General features: G+C 57.5%; 24 protein-coding genes, 5 tRNA genes and 1 pseudogene. 7 read left to right on the top strand and 23 right to left on the bottom strand.

Annotation, left to right across the window (positions count from 1 at the left end; translation table 11 throughout):
* The first annotated feature begins 199 nt into the window (after positions 1-199).
* Both DXD39_RS01540 and DXD39_RS01535 read left to right on the top strand, forming a co-directional pair.
* Positions 200-760: an RNA polymerase sigma factor gene (locus tag DXD39_RS01540; RefSeq protein WP_117802921.1), complete on the top strand. Its 561-nt coding sequence runs from the start codon at positions 200-202 to the stop codon at positions 758-760.
* Complete coding sequence (locus DXD39_RS01535; RefSeq protein ID WP_117635373.1) at positions 741-1,871, top strand: DUF4179 domain-containing protein; 1,131 nt, start codon at positions 741-743, stop codon at positions 1,869-1,871. The genes DXD39_RS01540 and DXD39_RS01535 overlap by 20 nt, the downstream gene beginning before the upstream one ends.
* Before the next feature lie 351 nt (positions 1,872-2,222).
* Here DXD39_RS01535 and DXD39_RS01530 read toward each other — a convergent pair whose 3' ends face one another.
* The 13 genes and pseudogenes from DXD39_RS01530 to DXD39_RS01470 form a co-directional block, all read right to left on the bottom strand.
* Positions 2,223-2,888, bottom strand: coding sequence for an isocitrate/isopropylmalate family dehydrogenase (locus tag DXD39_RS01530; RefSeq protein WP_226790685.1), 666 nt, complete (start codon positions 2,886-2,888; stop codon positions 2,223-2,225).
* Positions 2,797-3,363 (bottom strand): annotated as a pseudogene (locus DXD39_RS01525) (hypothetical protein). The gene DXD39_RS01530 and the pseudogene DXD39_RS01525 overlap by 92 nt, the downstream one beginning before the upstream one ends.
* Before the next feature lie 465 nt (positions 3,364-3,828).
* Entirely contained in the window at positions 3,829-4,536 is a 708-nt protein-coding gene (rplA, locus tag DXD39_RS01520; protein WP_022093892.1) for a 50S ribosomal protein L1, read from the bottom strand.
* Between the two features lie 117 nt (positions 4,537-4,653).
* Positions 4,654-5,082 carry a 50S ribosomal protein L11 gene (gene rplK / locus DXD39_RS01515; protein ID WP_022093893.1) on the bottom strand — a complete coding sequence of 143 codons (429 nt, stop codon included), beginning with the start codon at positions 5,080-5,082 and terminating at the stop codon, positions 4,654-4,656.
* A 120-nt stretch (positions 5,083-5,202) separates the two neighbouring features.
* The gene (nusG, locus tag DXD39_RS01510; protein WP_006234984.1) at positions 5,203-5,739 is read right to left on the bottom strand and encodes a transcription termination/antitermination protein NusG; all 537 of its coding nucleotides are present in this window, start codon (positions 5,737-5,739) and stop codon (positions 5,203-5,205) included.
* Between the two features lie 3 nt (positions 5,740-5,742).
* On the bottom strand, positions 5,743-6,081 hold the full coding sequence (secE, locus tag DXD39_RS01505) for a preprotein translocase subunit SecE (RefSeq protein WP_117583102.1): 339 nt from the start codon (positions 6,079-6,081) through the stop codon (positions 5,743-5,745).
* Between the two features lie 76 nt (positions 6,082-6,157).
* Positions 6,158-6,233: transfer RNA gene (locus DXD39_RS01500), tRNA-Trp, on the bottom strand.
* 13 nt (positions 6,234-6,246) lie between these two features.
* Positions 6,247-6,396, bottom strand: coding sequence for a 50S ribosomal protein L33 (gene rpmG, locus DXD39_RS01495; protein WP_022093895.1), 150 nt, complete (start codon positions 6,394-6,396; stop codon positions 6,247-6,249).
* 278 nt (positions 6,397-6,674) lie between these two features.
* Positions 6,675-7,865 (bottom strand): elongation factor Tu, encoded by a 1,191-nt coding sequence (gene tuf, locus DXD39_RS01490; RefSeq protein ID WP_117563790.1) that lies wholly within the window; start codon positions 7,863-7,865, stop codon positions 6,675-6,677.
* Positions 7,866-7,961: 96 nt separating this feature from the next.
* A tRNA-Met gene (locus tag DXD39_RS01485) sits at positions 7,962-8,038 on the bottom strand.
* A gap of 3 nt (positions 8,039-8,041) precedes the next feature.
* Positions 8,042-8,117, bottom strand: a tRNA-Thr gene (locus DXD39_RS01480).
* 10 nt (positions 8,118-8,127) lie between these two features.
* Positions 8,128-8,209, bottom strand: a tRNA-Tyr gene (locus tag DXD39_RS01475).
* Positions 8,210-8,640: 431 nt separating this feature from the next.
* The gene (locus DXD39_RS01470) at positions 8,641-9,474 is read right to left on the bottom strand and encodes a MurR/RpiR family transcriptional regulator (protein WP_158550121.1); all 834 of its coding nucleotides are present in this window, start codon (positions 9,472-9,474) and stop codon (positions 8,641-8,643) included.
* A 151-nt stretch (positions 9,475-9,625) separates the two neighbouring features.
* On the opposite strand from DXD39_RS01470, the gene DXD39_RS01465 reads away from it, so the two are divergent.
* Positions 9,626-11,044 (top strand): glycoside hydrolase family 1 protein, encoded by a 1,419-nt coding sequence (locus DXD39_RS01465; protein ID WP_117646059.1) that lies wholly within the window; start codon positions 9,626-9,628, stop codon positions 11,042-11,044.
* A 9-nt stretch (positions 11,045-11,053) separates the two neighbouring features.
* Positions 11,054-12,454, top strand: a complete 1,401-nt coding sequence (locus tag DXD39_RS01460) for a PTS transporter subunit EIIC (RefSeq protein ID WP_117646058.1) — start codon at positions 11,054-11,056, stop codon at positions 12,452-12,454.
* A 533-nt stretch (positions 12,455-12,987) separates the two neighbouring features.
* On the opposite strand, the gene DXD39_RS01455 is transcribed toward DXD39_RS01460, so the two are convergent.
* From DXD39_RS01455 to disA, 7 genes are all read right to left on the bottom strand, one after another.
* A tRNA-Thr gene (locus DXD39_RS01455) sits at positions 12,988-13,062 on the bottom strand.
* A 223-nt stretch (positions 13,063-13,285) separates the two neighbouring features.
* On the bottom strand, positions 13,286-13,963 hold the full coding sequence (locus DXD39_RS01450) for an NYN domain-containing protein (RefSeq protein ID WP_055309418.1): 678 nt from the start codon (positions 13,961-13,963) through the stop codon (positions 13,286-13,288).
* Positions 13,964-13,966: 3 nt separating this feature from the next.
* Entirely contained in the window at positions 13,967-14,881 is a 915-nt protein-coding gene (gene rlmB / locus DXD39_RS01445; protein ID WP_117802920.1) for a 23S rRNA (guanosine(2251)-2'-O)-methyltransferase RlmB, read from the bottom strand.
* A gap of 186 nt (positions 14,882-15,067) precedes the next feature.
* The gene (gene cysS / locus DXD39_RS01440; RefSeq protein ID WP_117799684.1) at positions 15,068-16,534 is read right to left on the bottom strand and encodes a cysteine--tRNA ligase; all 1,467 of its coding nucleotides are present in this window, start codon (positions 16,532-16,534) and stop codon (positions 15,068-15,070) included.
* A gap of 3 nt (positions 16,535-16,537) precedes the next feature.
* Positions 16,538-17,032 carry a 2-C-methyl-D-erythritol 2,4-cyclodiphosphate synthase gene (ispF, locus tag DXD39_RS01435; RefSeq protein WP_006234975.1) on the bottom strand — a complete coding sequence of 165 codons (495 nt, stop codon included), beginning with the start codon at positions 17,030-17,032 and terminating at the stop codon, positions 16,538-16,540.
* On the bottom strand, positions 17,022-17,750 hold the full coding sequence (gene ispD / locus DXD39_RS01430; protein ID WP_117802919.1) for a 2-C-methyl-D-erythritol 4-phosphate cytidylyltransferase: 729 nt from the start codon (positions 17,748-17,750) through the stop codon (positions 17,022-17,024). The genes ispF and ispD overlap by 11 nt, the downstream gene beginning before the upstream one ends.
* Positions 17,750-18,817, bottom strand: coding sequence for a DNA integrity scanning diadenylate cyclase DisA (disA, locus tag DXD39_RS01425; protein WP_022093923.1), 1,068 nt, complete (start codon positions 18,815-18,817; stop codon positions 17,750-17,752). The genes ispD and disA overlap by 1 nt, the downstream gene beginning before the upstream one ends.
* Before the next feature lie 220 nt (positions 18,818-19,037).
* On the opposite strand from disA, the gene DXD39_RS01420 reads away from it, so the two are divergent.
* From DXD39_RS01420 to DXD39_RS01410, 3 genes are all read left to right on the top strand, one after another.
* Complete coding sequence (locus tag DXD39_RS01420) at positions 19,038-19,616, top strand: manganese efflux pump MntP family protein (protein WP_117802918.1); 579 nt, start codon at positions 19,038-19,040, stop codon at positions 19,614-19,616.
* Between the two features lie 123 nt (positions 19,617-19,739).
* Positions 19,740-20,171 (top strand): helix-turn-helix transcriptional regulator, encoded by a 432-nt coding sequence (locus DXD39_RS01415; protein WP_158565389.1) that lies wholly within the window; start codon positions 19,740-19,742, stop codon positions 20,169-20,171.
* Positions 20,172-21,476 carry a type II toxin-antitoxin system HipA family toxin gene (locus DXD39_RS01410; protein WP_117802916.1) on the top strand — a complete coding sequence of 435 codons (1,305 nt, stop codon included), beginning with the start codon at positions 20,172-20,174 and terminating at the stop codon, positions 21,474-21,476.
* Positions 21,477-21,603: 127 nt separating this feature from the next.
* On the opposite strand, the gene DXD39_RS01405 is transcribed toward DXD39_RS01410, so the two are convergent.
* From DXD39_RS01405 to DXD39_RS01395, 3 genes are all read right to left on the bottom strand, one after another.
* Positions 21,604-23,061, bottom strand: coding sequence for an aminoacyl-histidine dipeptidase (locus DXD39_RS01405; RefSeq protein ID WP_117802915.1), 1,458 nt, complete (start codon positions 23,059-23,061; stop codon positions 21,604-21,606).
* 148 nt (positions 23,062-23,209) lie between these two features.
* Positions 23,210-23,731: a PIN domain-containing protein gene (locus DXD39_RS01400; RefSeq protein WP_117802914.1), complete on the bottom strand. Its 522-nt coding sequence runs from the start codon at positions 23,729-23,731 to the stop codon at positions 23,210-23,212.
* Positions 23,728-24,087, bottom strand: a complete 360-nt coding sequence (locus tag DXD39_RS01395; protein ID WP_199408859.1) for a type II toxin-antitoxin system RelB/DinJ family antitoxin — start codon at positions 24,085-24,087, stop codon at positions 23,728-23,730. The genes DXD39_RS01400 and DXD39_RS01395 overlap by 4 nt, the downstream gene beginning before the upstream one ends.
* Between the last annotated feature and the right edge of the window lie 120 nt (positions 24,088-24,207).

Below are 24,207 nucleotides of genomic sequence, written 5' to 3'. Positions count from 1 at the left end.
TTTATGGTGGTTTTGCTGACTCGTCCGACCTGTCCATCACGGTGCTTGTGTAATTAACGAGAACACTCATTGTTTTGTAAGGACGGCGCTCACGTGCCGTCTTTTTTTGTCAACTTATGCAGTCTCGACCGTGTTGTATGTAGAGGGACCTCGCGAGACGCCTTCCCTATATCCACCACGACCAATTGGAGGTGACACTATGCCTGCACGCCGTAACCGCAATAGCACGCTCCGATGCGATGCCGATCAGATCGAGCGGGAAGCAAAGCGCTTGGTCGACACGTATTCCGACCTCATCCTTCGATTGTGCTATTCGGCCCTTGGATCCGCTGACGACGCTCAAGACATCTGCCAGGACACGCTGATCAAGATTCTCCAACGCACTCAACCGTTCGACTCGCTCGAACACGAACGTGCTTGGGTGATCCGAGTCGCACTGAACGCATGTCGCGATATCGGCCGTACGCACGCGAATCACCCGGTTGTCGACCTCGATTCGCTCCCCGATTTCTGCGCACCCGTAACACATACCGAGCAAGATTTCGCGCAACGCGACTGCGCCATTCTTTCCGCTGTCACGGCCCTGCCTCAAGCACAGCGCATCGCCATCTTTTTGCACTACTACGCAGGCATGAGCATCAGGGAAATCGCAGACGCCGTTCACGCGACGCCAGCTGCAACCGCCCAGCACCTTAGCCGCGGACGTGCGTCACTTCGGCTTTCCTTGAAAGGAGACCACAATGACTACGAATTCGAATGACTATCGCCACGCCCTGGAGCACATTTCGTTTACCGATAATGCGAAGCAGCACATGGCAAACTCGATTGCTCAGTCCGTCGCCTCGAGCGATGCGGCGACCGCTCAAAGCAACTTTAATGGCACGCGACGCAAGCCGCGCATCGCCCGCCATCCCGTAAGAACAGTCGCTCGCATTGCCGCTGTAACGGCAGTCCTCGCTATCGTCATTGGAGGCGCTGGCACGGCTATGGCAACAGGCGTCCTGCCGCTTCCTTCTGACATGCTTTCCGACATCTTTGACGGACCTGCTTCTCAAACCGAGATCATCGACCGTATTGGCCGGCCCGTCGGTGCTAGCTGCTCCAACAACGGAGTCACCGTGACCGCCGACGCCATCATGGGCGACAAGGATATGGTTACCATCGCCTATACGCTTACGTTCGACGATCCCGCTGCCCTGAAAAAGCTTTCCGAGCCGGGCGAGAACGGAACTATCGCCGGAAGTGTCGATGGAAACGTATACGTTGATGGCGAGCATGGCGGCCAAGGCCAATCATGGCTCATTGACAAGAACCCCAATGACTCCAGCATTCAATACTTTGCACAGTTCAGCGTTGAATCACCCGGCCTTATGGGCAGGACCGTCCGCACGCATATCAACTCTCTCGTTGTGCCACGTGCTGGCAAAGAGCTTCCCGAGTATAAGAAAATACTTACGGGCCCATGGGATCTTAAGTTCCAGCTGAATTACGAAGATACATCCGTTACGATTCCCGCGCCCAAATCGGTCAACTTTAACGGCACCAAGGCGACGATTCAAGAGGCCACCGTATCCTGCGTTGGCGTTTCAGTCCGCTACAACATAGATCGTTCCATCGAACACGACAACAACAGCGGCAAGATGTCTCAAAACATGGAGGAGTCTATGGATGCCGTTGGCAACATACCCCTCATCGTGACGTTCAAAGACGGTCATGTTGAGGACGCAACCAGCCACAGCGGCTATTTCGCAAATAAACTGGATAACGGCACCACTGATGTCCACAAGACCTGGCCGTTCTCGCAAGTTTGTGACACAGACAAGATTGCAAGCGTACAAATTGGCGATACGGTCATTCCCATGAATTCGTAACGCTACGCGGCTCGTATATGCACCCGGTTCCGCACTTCGCGTCTAAAGATGCGCTGTCATCGAGCAGCGTGAGCGCAAGGCCGCCCGTATGGTCGGCTGGGAACACCTCGTTGCGCTAAAAACCACCACGAAGGGGACCGGCACCTTTGTGGTGGTTTTGCTGACTCGTCCGACCTGTCCCAACGGTTTGTCTCAATCTGTAACAGGTAGGGCCCAAATAATCGGTTAGCTGTTACAGATCGAGACAGACCACGGATGCTCAGCCGAAAATCTCAATCTGTAACAGGTAGGAACGATTTTGCCCCTTAGATGTTACAGATTGAGATATTTGACAGCTTGAATCGGCATCGCCTACAGCGCGGCGACGACCTTGTCGCCCATCGTCGTGGTGCCGAGGATCTTATCTGCCGGGGTGTTGACATCGGCGATGTCACGGGTGCGCCAGCCCTCGTCGAGCACGCGCGCCACGGCGCTCTCGATCCACGCGGCTTGCTCGCCCATGTCGAGCGCGTAGGTCAGCAGCATCGCCACCGACAAGATTTGAGCCAGCGGATTGGCCACGCCGAGCCCCGCGATGTCAGGAGCGCTGCCAGCGCTCGGCCCAAACAGCGATACGCCATCATCCAGCGAGGCAGAGGCAAGCATACCGAGCGATCCGGTAATCTGAGCCGCCTCATCGGACAGGATGTCGCCGAACATGTTCTCCGTCACCACGACGTCAAAGTCTGCCGGTCGACTGATGAGCTGCATGGCGGCGTTGTCGACGAGCAGGTCCTCAAGCTCCACGTCGGAGTACTCCTCGTCTTGCACGCGATGCACGATCTCGCGCCACATGCGGCTCGTCTCCAGCACGTTGCGCTTATCAACGCTCGTCACCTTGCCGCGACGTTTGCGCGCCGCCTCAAATGCCTGGCGCGCAATGCGCTCAATCTCGTACTCGCGATACTCCATCACGTCGACCGCACGCTGACCGGCCGCACCCGCAGCGCCCGCGCAGGTCACGGATGCGGGCGCCAAAGTCCCACGGCATGTTGTAGCCCATCGTATCGGGGATGTTCACGACCGTGGCACCGGCCTTTACGGCCGCCTCGATAATGCGCACCAGAAACTCCTGATCGGAGCGGCCGGCATCCTCGGCATAAAACTCAACATCGTCAACGAACTTGCGAGCATGTTTGACGGCATGGATCGCTCACTCAATTGCCCTTTCCTCAGTCATATGGAGCTTGTCGCGCAGGTGACTGGTGCTCACACCCAGCCCTGTATGGATACGGGGCCTCTGGGCCGTTTTGAGCGCCTCTGCAGCCACTTCGATATCCCTGTCGACAGCGCGCGTCAGGCCGCATACCGTGCATCGGTCGCCCGCAATCTTGCCAATCTCCTGTACGGAGCGGAAGTCACCAGGACTCGAGATGGGAAAGCCCGCCTCGATAACGTCCACGTTCATGCGCACCAGCTGGCGGGCGATGAAGAGCTTTTCCTCGGTATTCATGCTGGCGCCCGGCGACTGCTCACCGTCGCACAGGGTGGCGTCAAAGATTGTGATTTTGCGGCTTATATGTTCCTCCTGATTGACCGTTTTATGACAGATGGCTTTCAGGAGAGAGAGAAGGCCTAGAGATAGAAAAATACCCGTGTCGCTCATCACGCCTGAAAGCGGCAGACGATAGCGCACCCGGGTACAACAAATCGTTATAGCGAGATTACAACCCTAGCGCGCTATCCAATCTAGTAGCGCTAGGCCTAGGAGCTGTTGCGTGTTCTTAAACATGTTGGGCTCCCTTCGGCCTCGGGTAGTACTACATCGCGCTAAAGTACAACACAAGTAAAACCACCACAAGGGTGCCTGTCCCCTTCGTGGTGGTTTCGTTGACTCAAAAGCAAGAGACCCGGTCCTGCACGAGACAGAACCGGGTCTCTTTAGCAATGCTTGCTTTGCTCAGGCAGTAACTAAAAGTTACTCAGCCAGGAAGTCACGCTGGACAGCGGGATCGACCTTGACGCCAGGGCCCATGGTGGAAGACACGGAGATGGACTTGACGTACTTGCCCTTAGCAGAAGAGGGCTTGACGCGCAGGATCTCGGTGTACAGGGCAGCGTAGTTCTCGACGAGCTGCTGCTCGGAGAAGGACTTCTTGCCCAGGGGCACGTGGCAGATGCCGTAACGATCGGCGCGATACTCAACGCGGCCGGCCTTGAGCTCGGAGACCATCTTGGCGACGTCCATGGTCACGGTGCCGAGCTTGGGGTTCGGCATGAGGCCACGGGGACCAAGGATCTTACCGATGCGGCCAACCTTGGCCATCATGTTCGGCGTAGCGATAGCAGCGTCGAAGTTGATCTCGCCCTTCTGGATCTGGGCGACGAGCTCGTCGGAACCGATGATGTCGGCGCCGGCAGCCTCGGCCTCGCGGGCCTTCTCGCCCTCGGCGAAGACGGCAACACGAACGGTCTTGCCGGTGCCGTGGGGCAGGGAGATGGAACCACGGATGTTCTGGTCAGCCTTACGAGTATCGATGCCCAGACGGAAGTGGGCCTCGACGGTCTCGTCGAACTTGGCGGTGTCGAGCTCCTTGATGAGCTTGGCAGCCTGAAGGGGGGTGTAGAGCGTGGCGCGGTCGATCTTCTCGGCAGCGGCGTTATAGCTCTTACCATGCTTAGCCATGTGCATTACCTCCTGTGGTTAAACGGGCTTATGCCCTCCCACATCGTATCGTGTGCCCTATTGCACACATATAACGGGCGCCCCGGTCGGGGCACCCGTCATTACCTAAAGAAATCGCTACTCAGCGATGGTGACGCCCATGGAACGGGCGGTACCGGCGATGATCTTCTTGGCGGCGTCAATGTCGTTGGCATTGAGGTCCGGCATCTTGATCTCGGCGATCTTGGTAAGCTGCTCCTGGGAGAGCTGACCAACCTTGTCGGCCTGGGGCTTAGCAGAACCAGACTTGAGGTTCAGCTCCTTCTTGATGAGGTGAGCCGCCGGCGGGGTCTTGGTGATGAAGGAGAAGGACTTATCCTCGTAGACAGAGATCTCAACGGGGATGATGTCACCCTTCTTGTCCTGCGTCTCGGCGTTAAAGGCCTGGCAGAACTGCATGATGTTCACGCCAGCAGCGCCCAGGGCGGGGCCGACGGGAGGAGCGGGGTTAGCTGCACCAGCAGGAATCTGGAGCTTAATGACGTTGGCAACCTTCTTCTCAGCCATGGTCATTCCTTTCGAATCACGAGTGTGAAGTACTTGCTATATCGTAAGCACGCACGTGTTAGAAGCACTTCTGAGATGAGCAGTCACAGAAGAAGCACGCTCGCGCGAACGGACGAAAACTTAAGCGATGACAGCGACCTGGTTAAAGTCGAGCTCAACCGGCGTCTCGCGGCCAAAGATCATCAGCGTGACCTTGAGCTTGCCAGCCTCGGTGTTAACCTCGGAGACCTTGCCATCAAAGTCGGTAAGCGGACCATCGGTGACGCGGACGGACGTGCCGACCTGAATATCAACCGAGGTGCGCTTGGGCGAATCGCCCTTACCAGGACGACGAGTCATCTTGTTGTACTCGTCGCGGGAAAGCGGAGCGGGCTTGCCGTTGCCGCCCAAGAAACCGGTGACGCCAGGCGTGTTACGAACGCACGTCCAAGCATCGTCATCCATCTCCATGCGGACCAGGACATAACCCGGGAAGATCTTGGAATCCTTGGTCTCGCGCTTGCCACCCTCTTTAATCTCGGTGACGCGCTCCATAGGAATCTCGATATCAAAGATACGGTCCTGCATGCCCATAGTCTCGATGCGATGCTCGAGATCGGACTTAACGCGGTTCTCGTATCCAGAGTAAGTGTGAACGACGTACCAACGCTTAGACATGGTTTAGCCCCTCAATCCAGAGAACAGAGCAAGAGCCTCGCCAAAGCCAGCATCGAGCAGAGCGATGACGACGCCGACGACGATCAGAGAAGCGCAAACGACGACCGAGTAGTTCACGAGCTCCTTCTTATCGGGCCACGTGACACGCTTCATCTCGGACTTGACCGAGGCGAAATACTTCTTGGTGCGGGCGAAGAAACCAGGCTTCTCGTTCTTCTTGGACTTCGCAGCCTTCTCGTTCTTCTTGGCAACGGCCTTTTTGGCCTCAACCTTGGAGTTGGCGGCAGCGTTGTTGGCAGGTGCCGGCTGCTGAGCCTTCTTCTTGTTCTTCTTGTTGGCCATTTGGGTTACCTCCGCGCAATGCGCTTATACATGAGTAAACCGTAAGCCCCCAATTGGAAGCTTACGGAATAATGACTGGCACGCCAGGAAGGACTCGAACCCTCAACACTCGGTTTTGGAGACCGATGCTCTACCAATTGAACTACTGGCGTATGTGACTAGAGACTAGCGAGTCTCTTTGTGCAGCGTGTGGTGACGGCACCAGGGGCAATACTTCTTGATCTCCATACGATCAGGCATGGTCGACTTGTTCTTGGTGGTCGTATAGTTGCGGCGCTTGCACTCAGTGCACGCAAGAGTAACTAGAGTACGCATGTATCCTGAACCTTTCATTTCCGCCCCGTACGGGCACGAGTTGGTACTTTATCAGCTCTATGTAAGTGCTGTCAATGAAAACCTCGAATCAATTGGTTCTCGGTGGATCCATTCATATTTGGAACACATCAATGAAGCCAACGAGAGCTAATCGACGGTGCGCCAGGACCATTGTCGATCCTCTCGACACCAGCAACGGCTCAATATCCATTGCAGAAAAGAACCCGGCACCCATATAAGTGCCGGGTTCTCTAAGTCAGCTATATCAAAGAGCTAATTTACTCAATGATCGTGGAGACGATGCCCGAACCGACGGTGTGGCCACCCTCGCGGATAGCGAAGCGCAGGCCCTCCTCCATGGCGATCGGGTGGATGAGGTCGCCCTCGATGGTGATGTGGTCACCAGGCATAGCCATCTCGGTGCCCTCGGGGAGCTTGACCGTACCGGTAACGTCGGTGGTACGGAAGTAGAACTGAGGACGATAACCATCGAAGAACGGGGTGTGACGGCCGCCCTCCTCCTTGGTCAGAACGTAGATCTCGCCGGTGAACTTGGTGTGCGGGGTAACCGAACCGGGCTTGCAGAGAACCTGGCCGCGCTCGATGTCCTCGCGCTTGATGCCGCGGAGCAGCAGACCGACGTTGTCGCCAGCCTCGCAGAAGTCCATGGACTTACGGAACATCTCGATACCGGTAACGACGGTGTTCTGGGTATCCTTGATGCCGACGATCTCGACGGGCTCGTTGAGCTTGAGCTCACCGCGCTCGACACGGCCGGTAGCAACAGTACCACGGCCGGAGATGGTCATAACGTCCTCAACGGCCATCAGGAACGGGAGGTCGTTGTTACGAGCAGGCGTCGGGATGTACTCGTCGACGGCGTTCATGAGCTCGCGGATAGCGTCCATCCACTTGGCGTCGCCCTCGAGAGCGCCCAGAGCGGAACCACGGATGACGGGGATGTCGTCGCCGGGGAAATCGTACTCGGAGAGGAGCTCACGGGTCTCCATCTCGACGAGGTCGATGAGCTCGTCATCGTCAACCATGTCGCACTTGTTCAGGAAGACGACGATGTAAGGAACGCCAACCTGACGGGCGAGCAGGATGTGCTCGCGGGTCTGAGCCATGGGGCCGTCGGTAGCGGCGATGACCAAGATAGCGCCGTCCATCTGAGCAGCACCGGAGATCATGTTCTTGACGTAGTCAGCGTGGCCCGGGCAGTCAACGTGAGCGTAGTGACGGGCAGCAGTCTCGTACTCGACGTGGGAGACGGAGATCGTAATGCCGCGCTCGCGCTCCTCGGGAGCCTTGTCGATGTTCTCGAACGCAGTGAAGTCAGCCTTGCAGCCCTCGGTCTCGGAGAGAACCTTGGTGATGGCGGCGGTCAGCGTGGTCTTGCCGTGGTCGACGTGACCAATGGTGCCGATGTTAACATGCGGCTTAGTGCGCTCAAACTTCTCTTTGGCCATAAAGCCCTCCTCTAAACAGGTCGTCCCCGGACGGGACTTTGCCTTTATACCATAGTGGCCTCTCAACATACTATTGAGAAGCCACCGTGTTACCTATGGTAGCGGTGACTGGATTCGAACCAGTGACGCCACGGGTATGAACCGTGTGCTCTAACCAACTGAGCTACACCGCCGGATGGAGCCTGCAACCAGACTTGAACTGGTGACCTCTTCGTTACCAACGAAGTGCTCTACCGACTGAGCTATACAGGCACTTGACGGGTGGGAGCTATAGGATTCGAACCTATGTAGGCAGAGCCAACGGGTTTACAGCCCGTCCCCATTAACCACTCGGGCAAACTCCCAATCGTTCAAGTATCCGCAGGTTCTTTGGTCTTTTGGACCGCCGCCCCCGCGAACGAAAAAGATAATACGATGCAACCTTGGGGGCTGTCAACGAAAACCTCTAGATACACGGTGCCGGGCGTATCTATATAGCCGTGACCTGCGGTTTTATTGAGTTTGATTATGTGGAGTGATGAATTTGGCAATGCCGGCGTCATTTCCCAAGGGCACACTTTCGCGTGATGGAGTATGGCTGCAGTCTCGACCCTCGATAACGGATCCCTTGCGCTTATTACATAGGTCGTGATCGGCCTTCACCGGCACAATCGAGCGTGGATTTTCTCCCGTTTGACATCGAGCGTGGATAATCTCCCACTTTTGGCGCGTTTCTGAGGCCAAAGTGGCAGATTATCCACGCTCATTCTCTAGGCGGGAGAACTATAGAGCCGAACTACTCGGGCCAGGCCAAAGTAGACCCATAGAGCGGCTCCCCCTTGGTGCAGGGGTAGCGACTCAAGTAACACGACGATAGCAAGTCGAAGAAATAAGTCATGGCATATTTCGAATAAACGCCTAGTCGGTCAATTCCGTTTCCCGCATTACCAAGACGATATACACGGTCAAAAGACCTCGATTTGTCATCGTTGCTAAACGCAGTAATTAGAATCTTCCTGCCCGAACGGCAATCAAGATACTCACGTGCCTGTGACGCAAATAGCCCGGAGACCGATACGAGAATTATCAATGACTGCGAAACGTCTCCCATGTTTTTCAATTCCGCGACGTTAGCCCCAGCAACTATGCGAACTATCTTGCCCGCATAAAACATTTCCTGCTGAAATCGTACGAGATTGGCGCTCACATTATTGGTGCACCAGATTTCAACGTTTTTATGGCCATCAATTTCGTCGGCAAGGTGCTTAATAGCGATATCGGACACGCCGCTTTCAACCTCAGCGAACATCTCGATCATGCGAACGTCGAGCTCTGCCCTGTACTCCTCGTAGCCAAATTCCTCCTCTCGATGGCTTAAGTCGCTTGGAAAGACTGATTGAGTAAATGATTCTTTCAAATCGCTAAGAGACTGGTAGCCCAATCGATTGCAGAAACGACGAACAGCGGAACGGGTCACGAATGCATCGCGGGTTATTGCGGCAACATTGATTTCGCTCGAACGCCTAATGTGAGCGATGAGATATCGAGCGATGGCGGCATCGTTTGACCCAAACTCGCTGTTGATGATTGAGCTAATGCGATTGAGCACATCGAAGTCATTGATATTCACGTGATCCCTCTTTCCGCTCTCCTCGAAATCATGGTTCATTTATTGAATCAAACAGCTTTGGTCGTTCTCCTATGATTCAAATCAGTTGACGTCATCTTAATCGTAATTCCGCCACACGTATCCACCGTGTTGAATGATGGAAAGGGGATTCATGGACAACGTGAACAACATGCCGTTTCTCTGGGGTTCCGCCACGGCGTCTTATCAGTGCGAGGGTGCCTGGAACGAAGACGGCAAAGGCCTTGGCGAGTGGGATTTCTTTAGCCACACAAGCAATAAGAACATCAACCATGTTGACGGTGATGTATCTTGCGACTTCTACCATCGCTATGAAGAAGATATCCGCATGATGAAAGAAGGCGGACAAAACACTTATCGCTTCTCTCTTTCATGGAGTCGAATCATCCCCACGGGTATCGGCGAAGTGAATGAAGAGGGTATCGATTTTTATAATCGGGTCATTGATTGTTGCCTCGAAAATGGCATAGAGCCCAACGTTACGCTGTTCCATTACGATCTACCATTCACGCTTGCTTGCAAAGGCGGATGGCTGAACAACGACATGGCAGAGTGGTTCTGCAAATACGCCAAGATTTGCTTTGAGCGCTTTGGAGACCGCGTCAAAATCTGGGCTACCGTTAACGAGCCGCATTTCTACAGCTACTGCGTAAACATGTTGGGCAACTATCCCCCCAATCGATCGCTCGACGTTCAGTCGTACATGCAGTTTCAGTACAACCTGATGCGCGCGAGCGCACTCGCAGTCCGAACATATCGTCAAATGGGCTACGACGGCATCATCGGCGCCGTCCACGATGGCGGCGTTGTCGAACTCGACCCGGCAACCGAGCACCCTGATGACGTATTTCGATACGCAGACTTTTTCGCCAATCGCATGATTCTGGCACCAGCGCTTCAGGGTCAACTGCCGCCAGAAATGGACGAAATCCTTGAAAAACTTGGCGTCTCGCTCTATCGATCCCCAAATGACGTAGAAGAATTCAGAGACGGTAAAGTCGATTTTATTGGACTCAACGTGTATTGCCGAGAGTATGTAACCGACTGGCACGGTGGAGAGCTTGCCGTTTCGGCGAACAATAAGGGCGGTTCGAGCAAAAAGGTCGAAGGAAAATGCATTGCGCCCTTGTTTGAAAGCGCCCGCGACAGCAATGTTCCCCGCAATAAATGGGGCCGCGAAATACTCCCAGGTTGCATGTATTCAACCATCATGGATGTCCACGAGCGCTATGACGCGCCCCGCATCTTTATTACGGAAAACGGACATGGCGCCTATGAGCAACCAGACGCAGACGGAATGATCCACGATGATGACCGCATCGAGCTTCTGGGCCAGTTCATCGAGCACATGATGAGGGCTAAGCGCGACGGCGCGCGCGTTGAGGGCTACTACCTCTGGTCGACGATGGATCTGTATAGCTGGATCAACGGCTACGAAAAACGATACGGACTTGTCCATATCGACTTCGAGAACAATCTGGAGCGCACCCCCAAAAAGAGCTGGTATTGGTACCGAGACCTTATCTCGAAGTATCAGGAGCAGGAAGGTTAGGAGAAAGAGATGAAATATCAGGCAATGTCCGAAACAGTCCTAAAGGCTGTTGGCGGCAAAGAGAACATTACATCGGTAACTCATTGTGCGACGCGCCTTCGCATCGACGCACGAGACACCTCGATCATCGATCTCCAGCTCGCCAAATCGGCCGATCAGGCGCTCGGGGCAGTAGTCAGCGGTGGCCAGCTTCAGGTGATCATCGGCCCCAACGTCACCGAGGCTTACAACGACTTCCTCGACTTCGCGGGAATCGAAGTCGGCGGTGGCACGGTTGCCGACGATGCCCAAACCGCCAAAGACCTTGCAGAAGGCATTAAAAGCGGTAACACCGCCATGGGCTTGATTGAGAAATTCGGGAACGTCTCTGCACAGGTATTCATGCCCATCGTCCCGGCGCTCATCGTTGGCGGACTCATTCTTTCGATCAAGAATCTCCTGGTCAATTATTGCGGATTGAGCACCGATAGCGGAACCGCCCAGGTCCTGTTGGCGATCTTTAGCGCTTCGTTTAGCTTCTTACCCGTTTATCTTGGTTATCAGCTCGCGGCCGTCATGAAGATGCAGCCCATCATGGGCGCATTGCTGGGCGCGATCATGATCAGCTCGTCCATTAGCGGTGCCGAGGGTCTCGACTTTCTTGGTATTCCCATCCCGACGAACGACTATTCGAGTACGGTAGTGCCCATCGTACTGGGCGTTGTATTCATGTACTTTGTCGACCGCGGCCTTCAGAAGATCATTCCCGACGTTACCAAACTGTTCTTGAAGCCGCTGCTCACCATGATCATCGTCGTGCCCGTCGAGCTTATTATCCTTGGCCCCGCCGGCAGCATGATGGGCTACGCGCTGAGCGATGCCGTCACGTGGCTTATGGACAACGTGGCATTTATCGCTACTCCGATCCTGGCAGCCCTTAACCCCTATTTCGTCATGCTCGGTCTCGATAAGGCTTACATCGCAATCGAAGTTACGAGCCTGGCGCAGCTCGGTTGGGCACCCATTATCTTTGGATTCATCTCGAACCTCTGCATTGGCGGCACGAGCCTCGCCCTGGCAACTGCCATGAAGGGAAACAAAGAGAAGAGGGGTATGGTCACCACGGTTGCCGTCACCGCACTCTGTGGCGTAACCGAGCCCGCGTTCTACGGTTGCCTCATCGAGCGTCCCCGCCTGCTTGTCGGCACGGCAATCGGCGCGCTCTGCGCTGGACTCCCTGCAGGCATCTTTGTTCTGAAAGAGTATGTTGCGGGAGCATGCCCCGGCCTTCTTTCGGCACTCATCTTTATCGCTCCCGATGGGTCCATGGGTAACTTCGTGCTGGCATGCGTTGTCGCCATCATCGCCATCGTCGTCTCCTTCATCGCTGCACGCGTGATCATCAAGAAGAACCCCAGCTATATTGAGTAGATGCCCGCTGTTTGCATTGGGGACATCCTCGGCAGACCATTAGCAAGAACCCAAGAAGTTCCTTAGGAGCTCGATTAATCCATTCGGATTCCTGAGGCACAAACGACCCCGATTCCACAATGAAATTGGGGTCGTTGTTTCTAAAGCCGTCGATAGACAATCGGTGTTTACCTTAGCTCCCTATCCAAGTTAATTATCCACGCTCGTTCTCCGGTCGGGAGATTTTCTTCGCTCGCGTATCCAGAAATCCACGCTCGAGCAGGACATCCAGATCCGCGCCCGCCCTTGTCTCGATCTGTAACAGCAAGAGGCCTATTCCGCTTCTACATGTTACAGATCAAGATATTCCTAAAACACCCTAAGTTTCATCTCAATCTGTAACAGTTAGATGCCGAATATCGGTCTTGGTGTTACAGATTTAGACAAACTGGAGGACGAGACAAACCAAAAACGGGATGGGCGCTAACCCGATGGCGCACCACCTAAATAGAAACGGGCTCTGTCCCATATAGAGACAGAGCCCGAAACTCTCATGGAGCCAGTGACAGGAATCGAACCCGCAACCCACTGATTACAAATCAGTTGCGCTACCGTTGCGCCACACTGGCACACTTGGCGCTTTCGCGCGAAGCCTGTTAAGAATAAAGGAATTACGGACGGGGCGCAACAGACCCTTCGACCTACCACATCTCAAAACTATTCGTCAGAACGAATAGTTTTATCTGTTCGCCAGAACCAAAAACTATTCGTTTTGGCGATGCCGACCCGCAACCCATTGATTACAAACCGGTTGTTGGTCAATCGAGAAAGCAGCCCCCATAGAAGGTCTACCTACCGTCCGCGCAGGGCCTTGAGCTTGGCCAGGGCATCGGGGCTCAGGCGGCTGCCCAGAGTCATCTTAATCTGCGGGGCTTCCTCGGCCTCGTGCACGTCGTTGTCGATCTGTTTGATCTCGTCCACCAGCATGCGGCTCGAGATGCGCGTAACACCCTTGCCCATGACGACGGCCTGGATCGTGCCGTCGCTCGACACCACGGAGCACGCGCGGCCTTCCTCGCGTGCCTCGATGCAGAGCTTCTGCACCACGGTATCGGCCGATACGCCCGTCGGCGAAAACTCGATGCGCACGCCGCGGGCCGGCAGGTTGGGGCGCTCGTTGGAGATATTGCCCGCGCCGTCGAACACGATTACAGCCTCGTAGCGGCCCTGGGCAAACGCGGCAACATCGTTGATGAGTGCCGTGCGCGCCATATCGTGAACGTCGCTGGAATACGGATCATCGGAATGGTCGTAGACGAGCTTTTCGTAGCGCGGCGTGCAGTGGATCACGTTGTAGCCGTCGACCACCAGCAGCTCGGGCTTATTGGAGTGCACCGTCGAGACCGGGTCGGCGATGGCCTGCGCAAACGCATTGCCGCCCACGCCATAAGTCGCGGCCGAAACAATCGGCTTGGCCGAGCCTTCGCCAAAGCGCTTGGCCTTGGACTTGGCGCGGTTCTTCTTGGACATGCGCTACTCCTCCCCCATGAGCTCGCCGGCATTGCGGCGCAGCCACTCAAAGCACAGCGCGGTGGTCGCCTGGGCCACGTTGAGACTCTCGGTCATGCCGCGCTGGGGGAGCTTGGTCAAAAAGTCACATTTCTCGAGCACCAGACGCGAGATGCCGTCGCCCTCGGAGCCCATGACGAGCGCCACGCGACCCTCGAAGGGAGCATCCCAGCAGCTGCCCTCGGCATGCTCGGAAGCGCCACCCACCCAAAAGCCGGCGGCCTTGAGGTCATCGAGCGCACGGGCGATATTGGGCACCTGCGCGATAGGCAGATGCATGACGGCGCCGGCGGAGGTCTTGTAGCTGCCCACGGTCACGCCGGCGGCACGCTTGTTGGCGATGATGACGCCCGCTGCGCCCACAACCTCGGCAGAGCGCACGATGGCGCCAAAGTTACCGTCGTCGGTCACATGGTCGAGCACCACGACAAGCGCCGGGCCCTCGCCTGCGCGGTCGAGGATGTCGGCGACATCGGCGTAAGGGAAGTTGCCCACCTCGAGCGCAATGCCCTGGTGAGCGCCATGGCTCGACAGCGTATCAAGCTGCGCGCGCGGCACATACTTAATGCGGACGCCCGCGGCGTTGAGGTCGTCGACCAGACGCGACAAGGCGGCATCGCGCTCCCCGCCCTCGGCAATGAGCGCGCACTTGACGGGAAAACCGGTGCGCAGCGCCTCGGCGGCAGCACGACGACCTTCGATAAACTCGCCCTTGGGAACCTGGATAGCGTCGCGGTTACGATCGCGTTGCGGACGTGCGGCCTGGGCGCGATCGCGCTGGCCCTTGGGAGCGGCAGCGCGGTCGTTGCGGCGAATCGGACGCGAGCCAGAAGCAGTCTGCTTGCCGCCACGAGGCGCACGCTTGCGATTGTCGGCCATAAAACGGCCTCCTTTAAAAAATTTTCAAACAGGACAAAAGAAGCGACCGCTTAAGACGAATAGCTCAAGCGGTCGGTACGGGTTTTCCAAGTGCCCGAGATTGCCGTGAAAGAGGAGCGACGCGTACTTGAGTACGCGAGCGACGGTTTGAACGGCAAGGTCGGGTGCTTGGGAAACCCGCGGGGATTAGAGAGATTTGATACGGGTGCCGGCGGCGGTATCCTCAATGGTGAGGCCCAGGTCCTTGAGCTGGTCGCGGATGGCGTCGGCCAGATCCCAGTTCTTAGCGGCGCGGGCCTCGGCGCGGGCCTCGAGAATCTTGGCAGCGGCCTCGTCCACGTCGTCGCCCGTGTAGGCGACCAGGCCGGCGGCAACACCCAGCAGACCCAGCGGCAGCTCGACCTTGGGCTCGGGGAGCTCAACGCCAAACGTATCGAGCAGCTCGACCAGCGTATCGGCGGCGGCAAGCGCGGCGGCCTTGTCGGCAGCGTCGCCCGCCTGCTCCAGGTACTGGTTGCACTCGGTCACAAAGCCAAAGACGGCACCCATGGCACCGGCGGTGTTAAAGTCGTCGTCCATGCACTCCTTAAAGGTGGCACGGGTCTCGGCGGCCTTGGCGGCAAACGCCTCGGATGCTGCCTCATCGGCATCGGCCGTCGCATGGTTCGCGGCCCAGCGCAGGTTCTCGACCGTACCGGCGATACGCGTGAGCGAGTTCTCGGCACCCTCCAAGCGCTCCCAAGAAAAGTCGAGCGGCGAGCGATAGCTCGTCTGCAGCATCAGCAGGCGCAGGGCGGCAGCGGAATGCTGCTCGAGGACCTCGGCCAGCGTAAAGAAGTTGCCGAGCGACTTGGACATTTTCTCGCCGTCTACCAGCAGCATGCCCGTGTGCATCCAGGTGTTGGAGAAGCCCTGGTGCCAGGCGCAGGTGGCCTGGGCGCACTCGTTCTCGTGATGCGGGAAGGCAAGGTCGGAGCCGCCGCCGTGGATGTCGATCGGGGTGCCCAGGTAGCGATGCACCATGGCGGCGCACTCGGTGTGCCAACCGGGACGGCCCTCGCCCCAGGGGCTCGGCCAGCTGGGCTCGCCGGGCTTGGCAGCCTTCCACAGCGCAAAGTCGAGCGGGTCGTTCTTGTCCTCGTTCTCCTCGATGCGCGCGCCAACCATAAGGTCGTCGATGTTGCGGCCCGAGACCTGACCATAGTTGGAATCGCTGCGCACGGCAAAGTACACGTCGCCGTTATCGGCGGCGTAGGCGTGGCCCTGCTCGATGAGCGTCTTGATCATGGCGATCATGGGGCCGATCTCTTTGGTGGCGCGGGGGCGCACATCGGGATCGAGCACGTTGGCGGCACGCATGACGCCGATGAACTTGTCGGAGAACTCCGTCGCGACCTCGGCGGCCGTGCGGCCCTGCTCGTTGGCGCGCTTGATGATCTTGTCGTCGACGTCGGTGAGGTTCTGGGCGAACGTGACCTCGTAGCCGCTCGCGATGAGCCAGCGGCGAATCACGTCAAAGCTGATGAACGTGCGGGCATTGCCGATGTGGATGTTGTCGTAGACCGTGGGGCCGCACACGTACATGCGGACCTTGCCGGACTCGATGGGCTGGAACTCTTCCTTTTTATGGGTAGCGCTGTTGTAGATACGCATTCGTTACTCCTTAACGGTTTTCTGTAGCAGGCAGACGGCCCAGGCGCCGATTCCCTCGCCCTGGCCTTCCCAACCGAGCTTTTCGGTCGTAGTGGCGGCGACGCCCACGTTTTCGACGTCGACGCCCAGGGCATGGGCAAGGTTGGCGCGCATGGCATCGCGGTGCGGGGTGATCTTGGGTTGCTGGCAGGCAATGGTGCAATCGGCATCGACAAACTCAAAGCCCAGCTCGCGCGCATAGTCCATCACGCGAGCGAGCAGCACCATCGAATCGGCACCCTCGTAGGCGGGATCGGTGTCGGGGAATAGCTTGCCGATGTCTCCCCCGCGGCAGGCGCCCAGAATGGCGTCGGCCAAGGCATGCGCGAGCACATCGGCATCCGAGTGGCCCAGCAGGCCGCGCTCGTAGGGAATGTCAACCCCGCCGATGATACATCGACGCCCCTCCACCAAACGGTGGACGTCGTAGCCGTGGCCAATGCGCAGGTTACTGAACATGGGGAAGGTCCTCTCCCTCGGCCATGCGGCCAAGCAGAATCGCGGTTACGGGACGCAGGTCCTCGGGTACCGTCACCTTAAGGTTATCGCGCGGGCTCTGGACACAGCGGACGCGCCCGCCCATGCGCTCGACCAGCGATGAATCGTCGGTACCGATAAAGCCCTCGGCGATAGCAGCGGCGTGAGCGCGCTTCATGGCGTCGACGCTAAAGATCTGCGGCGTCTGCGCGGCCCAATAGAGCTCACGCGGCGGCGTCCCGACGATGTTGTCGCCATCGACGATCTTGAGCGTGTCGATCGCGGGCTGACCGCACACGATACCGTCGAGAGCACGGTCGCTCACGAGCACGTCGACCGCATGATCGATGGCCTCGGTCGTGATGAGCGGACGGGCGCCGTCGTGGATGGCGACATATTCGAAACCCGCCGGTACCGCATGCACGCCGGCACGGGTGGAGTCCTGGCGGGTGTCGCCGGCATCGGCAAAACTGATGGGCGTGTCATAGTCAAACGGGTCGATGGCCAGGCGGCGCATCTCGGCACGGCGCTCGGCAGGGCACACCACCACGATGTGGCCGACCTTGTTGCTACGATCGAACGCGCGGATGGACCAGCTCATGAGCGGACGGCCCGCCACGTTAACGAGCTGCTTGCCGCCGGGATTTCCAAAGCGCTGGCCGCTGCCGCCGGCAACGACCACGGCGCATACGGGCGCCATTATGCGTTCCCCTGTTTGGTACCCTTCATGCGGTACAGGGAGTCCGCAAGAATGGCAGGGTTGTTGACGCCAAAGTCGCCCAGGCGCTCCGGATCCTCGCTGATGTCATCCATGAGCTCCTGCAGCGAGCCGTACTCGTCGACGATCTTCTCGGCCACGCCGTCGCGCACAACAGACACGCGCGAAAGCGTGCGCAGGCCCAGCGGCGTCATGACGGAGTCCTCGTCCAGGTCGTCGTAACCCAGAACTGCCGCCACGTGCTGCGGGTCGGACAGGTCCTTAGGCGTCATGCGGCTCAGCTCGGCGCGGATCTTCTCGGCGTTGGCCTCAGAGGAATCACTTGCGTAGTCGCGGATCATCAAGTCGTATTCGGTATCCATGCTGGAGCCCGCGAGCTGCTCGAGCTGCATCTGCACGAGCTTGCCCTGATTGCCCAGCTTGACGATGCAATCCTTAAGTTCGGTCTTTGCCTGTTGCATGATCTCGAAACTCGAAAAGATGCCGGTGATGTCGGCGAGCGTGACGTAGTCGTCGAGCTCAAGGGCCGTCAGGCGCAGCAAGGAGCGGTCGAGCGACTGACGGGTAGTCTGGAGCGTGGCGACGAGCTGGTTGACCGAGCTCATGATGGTGGTGACGGGCTGGATCTCGTAGCTCTTGCCGTGGACGTACACGTTGACGACGGCACGACGGGCCGAGACCGAGATCACGATGGCATCGGTGAGCACCGACATGCGAGCGGCAGTACGGTGACGCATGCCCGTCTCACTCGTGGCGAGCGAGGGATCGGGATTGAGGTGGAAGTTGGCGCGCAGGATCTGGGTGAGGTCGCCATCGATAACGATGGCGCCGTCCATCTTGGAAAGCTCGAACAGGCGGTTCGAGGTAAACGAAATGTTGAGCGGGAAGCCGTCGTTACCGGCAGCGAGCACGTTTTCAGTGTCGCCGACGCAGATAAGGGCACCCAGGTGACCGGCAATGATCATGTCGAGGGCGGTGCGGATCGGCTGACCAGGTGCCGTCAGGCGAATGGCCTGTTCCATACGCTTTTGCAGCTCGTTCTTATCCAAGGCATCGCTCCCATCGTATACGCTCCATAAACGTCAATAAGTTTCTCACGGTTTGCCCCTGTGACGCCCGCAAAATCCGATGCTTACAGAATGAGCGAACACAGCTTAGGTAGCTCATTTGGGACGGGATCTTTTGACCACCCATGTGGTAGCATCGGGTCTCATATAAATGAGGGAGTAGTCGTGTAATCGGGTTCGCCCGCAGAGAGGGAGCCAGACTATGGGACTCGCAGAGCTCGTGTTGCTCGCCGTTGGCCTTTCGATGGACGCCTTTGCCGTTTCCATCTGCAAGGGCCTTGGCATGAAGAAAATCAACCTTAAAGTCGCCGTGGTGCTCGGTCTGTTCTTTGGCGGCTTTCAGGCCGGCATGCCCGTAATCGGATGGGCGCTCGGCAGTCAATTCATGGGCATCATCGGACCCATCGACCATTGGATCGCCTTTATCCTATTGGCCTTTATCGGCGGCAAAATGTTGTGGGAGGCCTTTACCGAGGACGAGGATGAAGGCGACGGCAAGGATGCCGAAAAGATTGACCTAGGCGAGTACCTGATCCTCGCCATCGCCACCTCAATCGACGCCCTAGCCGTGGGCATCTCATTTGCCGCGCTCTCGGTCGACATCGTGCCCGCCGTGTCGCTCATCGGCATCACGACCTTTATCTTCTCCATCGCCGGCGTGGCGATCGGCCACACCTTTGGCGCGCGCTACGAAAAACCCGCCACCATCGTGGGTGGCGTCGTGCTCATCCTCATCGGGCTTAAGATCTTACTTGAGCATCTGGGGATCCTCGCGATATAAAAAACGCCTCTCATAAGCCAACGTCAATGTAGGGGTCTCATGCAGAGTTTTGCATAATGCCTATTCGTGCAGACTTTTGCATGTCATACTGATATGCAAAAGTCTGCACGTTAGGAGATCGCCGTGGATACCCTTCCCATCACCACACCGCGCCAAGCTGGCATCTACGTGCGCCAGGCACGCGAGACTCAGGATCTCACCCGTGCCGCCCTCGCCAAAAAGGCCGGTGTTTCGGAGCGCCTGCTCGCATCGCTCGAGCTAGGAGACGCCACTGGCATTCGACTCGACAAGCTGCTGACCGTCTTTAACGCACTCGGCATAAGTCTCTTTGTGCAAAGCGATAACGACCCAATCGCATCACCCTTTAAACATCCGACGACGATAGCGGACCTCCCTATCGCGAACTCGAATGCCCTGCCCAAGCCAAGTGTAGGCAGACGACCCGCCCGACAAGGAACGCCATCTTCCTATGGTGCCTTGCTGGCCCAAATCGCAGCCGAGCAAGGCCTTTCCGACACTTCAGACCTCTCCTTTGGCTGTAAGGTTGTGAAATAAATGGCAGAGATGGAGCTTGCGACCCTCATTTGTGGCGAAATCGCAGGCACTCTCCGGCAAGACGAGCATGGACTCTGCAGCTTTGTATACGCCCCAACCTATCGCGGGGCACCGCTATCGCTAACAATGCCGCTTTCCAATCGCACGTATGGCCATAACATCGTCCGCCCGTTCCTATTTGGCCTTTTGCCCGACAGTCAAGAGCAGCGTCGCGCTATTGCCGCCGAGTATGACGTTGCATCCAACAACCCCGTCGCCCTCTTGTGCCATATCGGTCTTGACTGCGCAGGGGCCGTTCAGTTTTGTCGAACCGATCAATTAGGCGCCGCCCGCGGCAGGGTCTCGGCATACCGCCCGCTTACCAATTCTCAAATCGCTCACAAGCTCAAAGCAATTCGCGATGACGAAAGAGAGACATGGATGGGCCCCAACGAAAGCTGGTCCCTGGGCGGCAACCAAGGCAAATTTGCACTAGCTTGGCATGATGGCCAATGGTGCGAATGTCTAGGGTCATCCCCCACTACCCATATCTTCAAAAATGGTGTCGTTGGGTTCAAACATCAGGCCTTAAACGAATTCGTCTGCATGAAAACGGCTCGGCGTGTTGGCATTCCAACTGCCAACGTCTCCTATTGCACATTTGAAGACGAAGCCGCGCTCGTCGTTGAACGGTACGACAGAATGGTCAATAGCAGCGGAAATATCGAAAGGCTGCATCAGGAGGACTTTTACCAGGCGCTCGGTGTATTGCCAAGCCAGAAATACACCGCCGACGGAGGACCAACCACACGAGACATCCAAGAACGACTGATTAACACAGTCCCCCACCACATGAATCTTGTGCTTTTTACCTATATGTTGTTCTATAACGCCATTATCGGAGCGCCTGACGCACACGCTAAAAACTACTCGCTCATCCTAGGCAAAGGCACAAACGCAGCGCTCGCACCCATGTACGATGTCGCATCGGGCTTGGCATACGAGCGCATGCGCCGCCGGGCGCGCCTTGCCATGAGCGTTGGCGGCGAAAATCGTGTGGGGCGCATCGGTCCAGGCGCTATCCGCCGATACCACGGTATGGGCGACCCCGCGCTGGAGGCGGCGCTCACCGATGCCGGGCTATCCGAGAAGTTTTGCTTTGCAACCATGATGGACCTCGCCTACGAGGTGCCCATTTGCATGGAAAAGGTCATGGACGAATACGCCGACCTGCCCGGCATGACGGACCTGCGCGAGCATATGCTCGGCCCTGTCCGCGAAAACTGCCAGCGCACCCTCGACCTCATCAGGGCAGAAATGGACTAGGTGGCCGTAATTTCGCAATTATCAAACAAAAGAGAGGGGGCACCCGTCGCAAAAGCTCGGGTGCCCCCTCTCGTAATGTCATTTGCAATCCGCTAGCACGTGGCTCGAACTGCTGCTAGCGCGACCCTTACGCGGCAAGGCGCTTGAGGACGTCGATGAGCAGCTCGTAGAAACGCTCGGCAGAAGCGAGCTCCATGCTCTCGTCCGGGGTGTGGACATCGGAGAGCGTCGGGCCCACGGCGATGGCGTCCAGGCCGTGCAGGGCCTCAGCAAACAGGCCGCACTCAAGGCCAGCGTGAATGGACTCGATGCGCAGCTCGGAGCCAAAGAGCTCGCGATAGCTCTCGACAAAAACGTCGCGGACCGGCGAATGCTCGGCATAGCTCCAGCCGGGATACTCGAACTCGAACTTGGCGTCGAAGCCCAAGACATCGGCCAGCGTCTGCAGGCGGTCCTTGAACTCGTTCTGCAGCGAGGTGATCGAGGAGCGCGGGGACAGCATGATCTTGACCTGGTCGTCGGAAGTGGCGACCACGCCGATGTTGGAGGAAACCTCGACGGAGCCGTCGGTGGCGACGTTGCGGCGAATCACGCCATTAGGGGCAAGACGCAGGGCGCGGATGAGGGCAAGCGCGGACTTCTGATCCATGGCCTCGACCTCGGCGCCGTCGGCAATCTCGACGGTGCAGGTAAAGCCGGGGTCGAAGACCTCGAGCTCGGCAGTGACGTCGGCGATGATGTCCTTTGCGATCTGGGCCGCGGCCTCGGCGGCAGCGTGGTCGGCGTAAACCAGCTCGGCCTTGCACTCACGGTTGATAGCGTTGTCCTTAGTGCCGCCGTTAAAGCTGACGATGGCGGGCTCGCCGGCGACCATCAGGCGGTCGATGATGCGGGCCATGATGAGGTTGCCGTTGCCGCGCTCCAGGTTGATATCGCTGCCGGAGTGACCGCCCAGCAGGCCGGAGATGTCGAGCGTGAGGGTGCTACCGGTCTTGTGCTCGCGCGCGATCGGGCAGGTGTAGGTAACGACGACGCCGCCGGCGCAGCTGACGGTAGCAACGCCCTCTTCCTCGGAGTCAAGGTTAATCATGGTGCGGGCGCTAATCTGGGACTTGTCGAGTGTCTCGGCGCCGACCAGGCCAGTCTCCTCGTCGGTGGTGAACACACACTCGAGGGCCGGATGGACAATCGAATCATCGTTGAGCACGGTAAGCATAAGCGCGACGGCGATACCGTTGTCGGCGCCCAGGGTGGTGCCGTTAGCGGTGAGGACGCCGTCCTTGACGACCAGGTCGATACCGTCGGTCGTAAAGTCGTGCTCAACGGAGCCCAACTTGTCGCACACCATATCGATGTGGCCCTGCAGCATCACGGTCGGGGCATTCTCGGCACCGGCAGATGCGGGCTTGCGAATGATGACGTTGTAGACCTCGTCCTGATACACGTCGAGGCCGCGCTCCTTGGCAAACGCAACCAGGAAATCGCTGATGCCCTTCTCGTTGCCAGACCCACGGGGGATCGCGCTGACCTCCTCAAAGAAATGGAACAGCTGGGCGGGCTCGTAGCCGGTGATCTTGTAATCCATGGTGCCTCCTTGGCGCAACTGGTTAGACAGTAAGACATGCGTCTTGTATATTCCCAGACTTTGCGTGCATAAACCAGTCGAAAACGCCGAGCGCCCTTGCATCATCGGCTAACGGCGGGGAAACGCCACTTTATTAAGATAAAGCAGGCTAGACGGGCCGTGCCGAAGGGGCGTTGGACCCTTCAACCAACCTCAACGCCTGTTGAACATTAATGCATACACCATTGGTATGTTTAATAAGATTCTTGTCCTCCGTCACAACGTAATCGGCATCAATGCGATTGGCGACGCCCAGCATCAGGTCGTCCTCAAAGTCATTGTGGCGGTACTTGAACACAAAGGAGTCGAAGACCTCGTCTGCACCGACCGGGGCGATGAGGGCTAGCTCGCGCATCTGTCGAACGCATGCCCAAGCCGTTTCGTCTGCCGCCGCAATGGCGTTATCGCTCAGTGAGCCAGTCTTTCTTCGGCACTCCTGCTTGATTGCCGCCGAGACAAGATATGAAACGTCTTTGACCGAAAGCGACGAGGCAAACAGGGCAATCCGCTCCGAGGCGTCGGCAATCTCGATCAGATGGACGACATTTGCCGTACGGTCGGACCTGCCAGAAAAATAATCCATCCATACGTTGGTATCGATTAACAGCTTGAGGACGCCTTCTGTGCTCATAGTTCCACCCACTCGGGATAGCGCTCCGCCATGGCCTCCTCATAGAGGTCGTCATAGTCTCCCGAGAACTCAGGGATGGGGATGCCGTATTTGAGGCACGAATCGCGAACGATATGGCTGCCTTGCGCGGCCCTTGACTCCATGCGCCGGGGCTCCACTCCGTCAGAAACCGGAGCCGCCGCGTCTCCCTTCGAGGGCATGCGTCCGTTAACGACCAGATACTCCCAAAGTGTCCGAACGGCTTGTGACGGCGTCATGCCAATATGAGTCAGGACGGCGTCTCCCGCCTCTTTGAGCTGGCGATCTATACGCACGTTCATCTGAACCGGCCGTGAGTCTAGTATCGACATAGACATGTTGGCTCCTTTTGCTATACGCTTTCCTTAATTAAGTATAGCAATTTGTCAGACAGACAGACGCCTCAGTACTGAAGCGTTCGTTTGACCGGGTTTGCCGTTGTGGGATTAGTCAATAAA

Origin of the sequence: Collinsella sp. TM04-29, from assembly GCF_003466565.1 — a bacterium.
Classification (GTDB): Bacteria; Actinomycetota; Coriobacteriia; order Coriobacteriales; family Coriobacteriaceae; genus Collinsella.
This window is presented reverse-complemented; position numbering and strand designations above follow the sequence as displayed.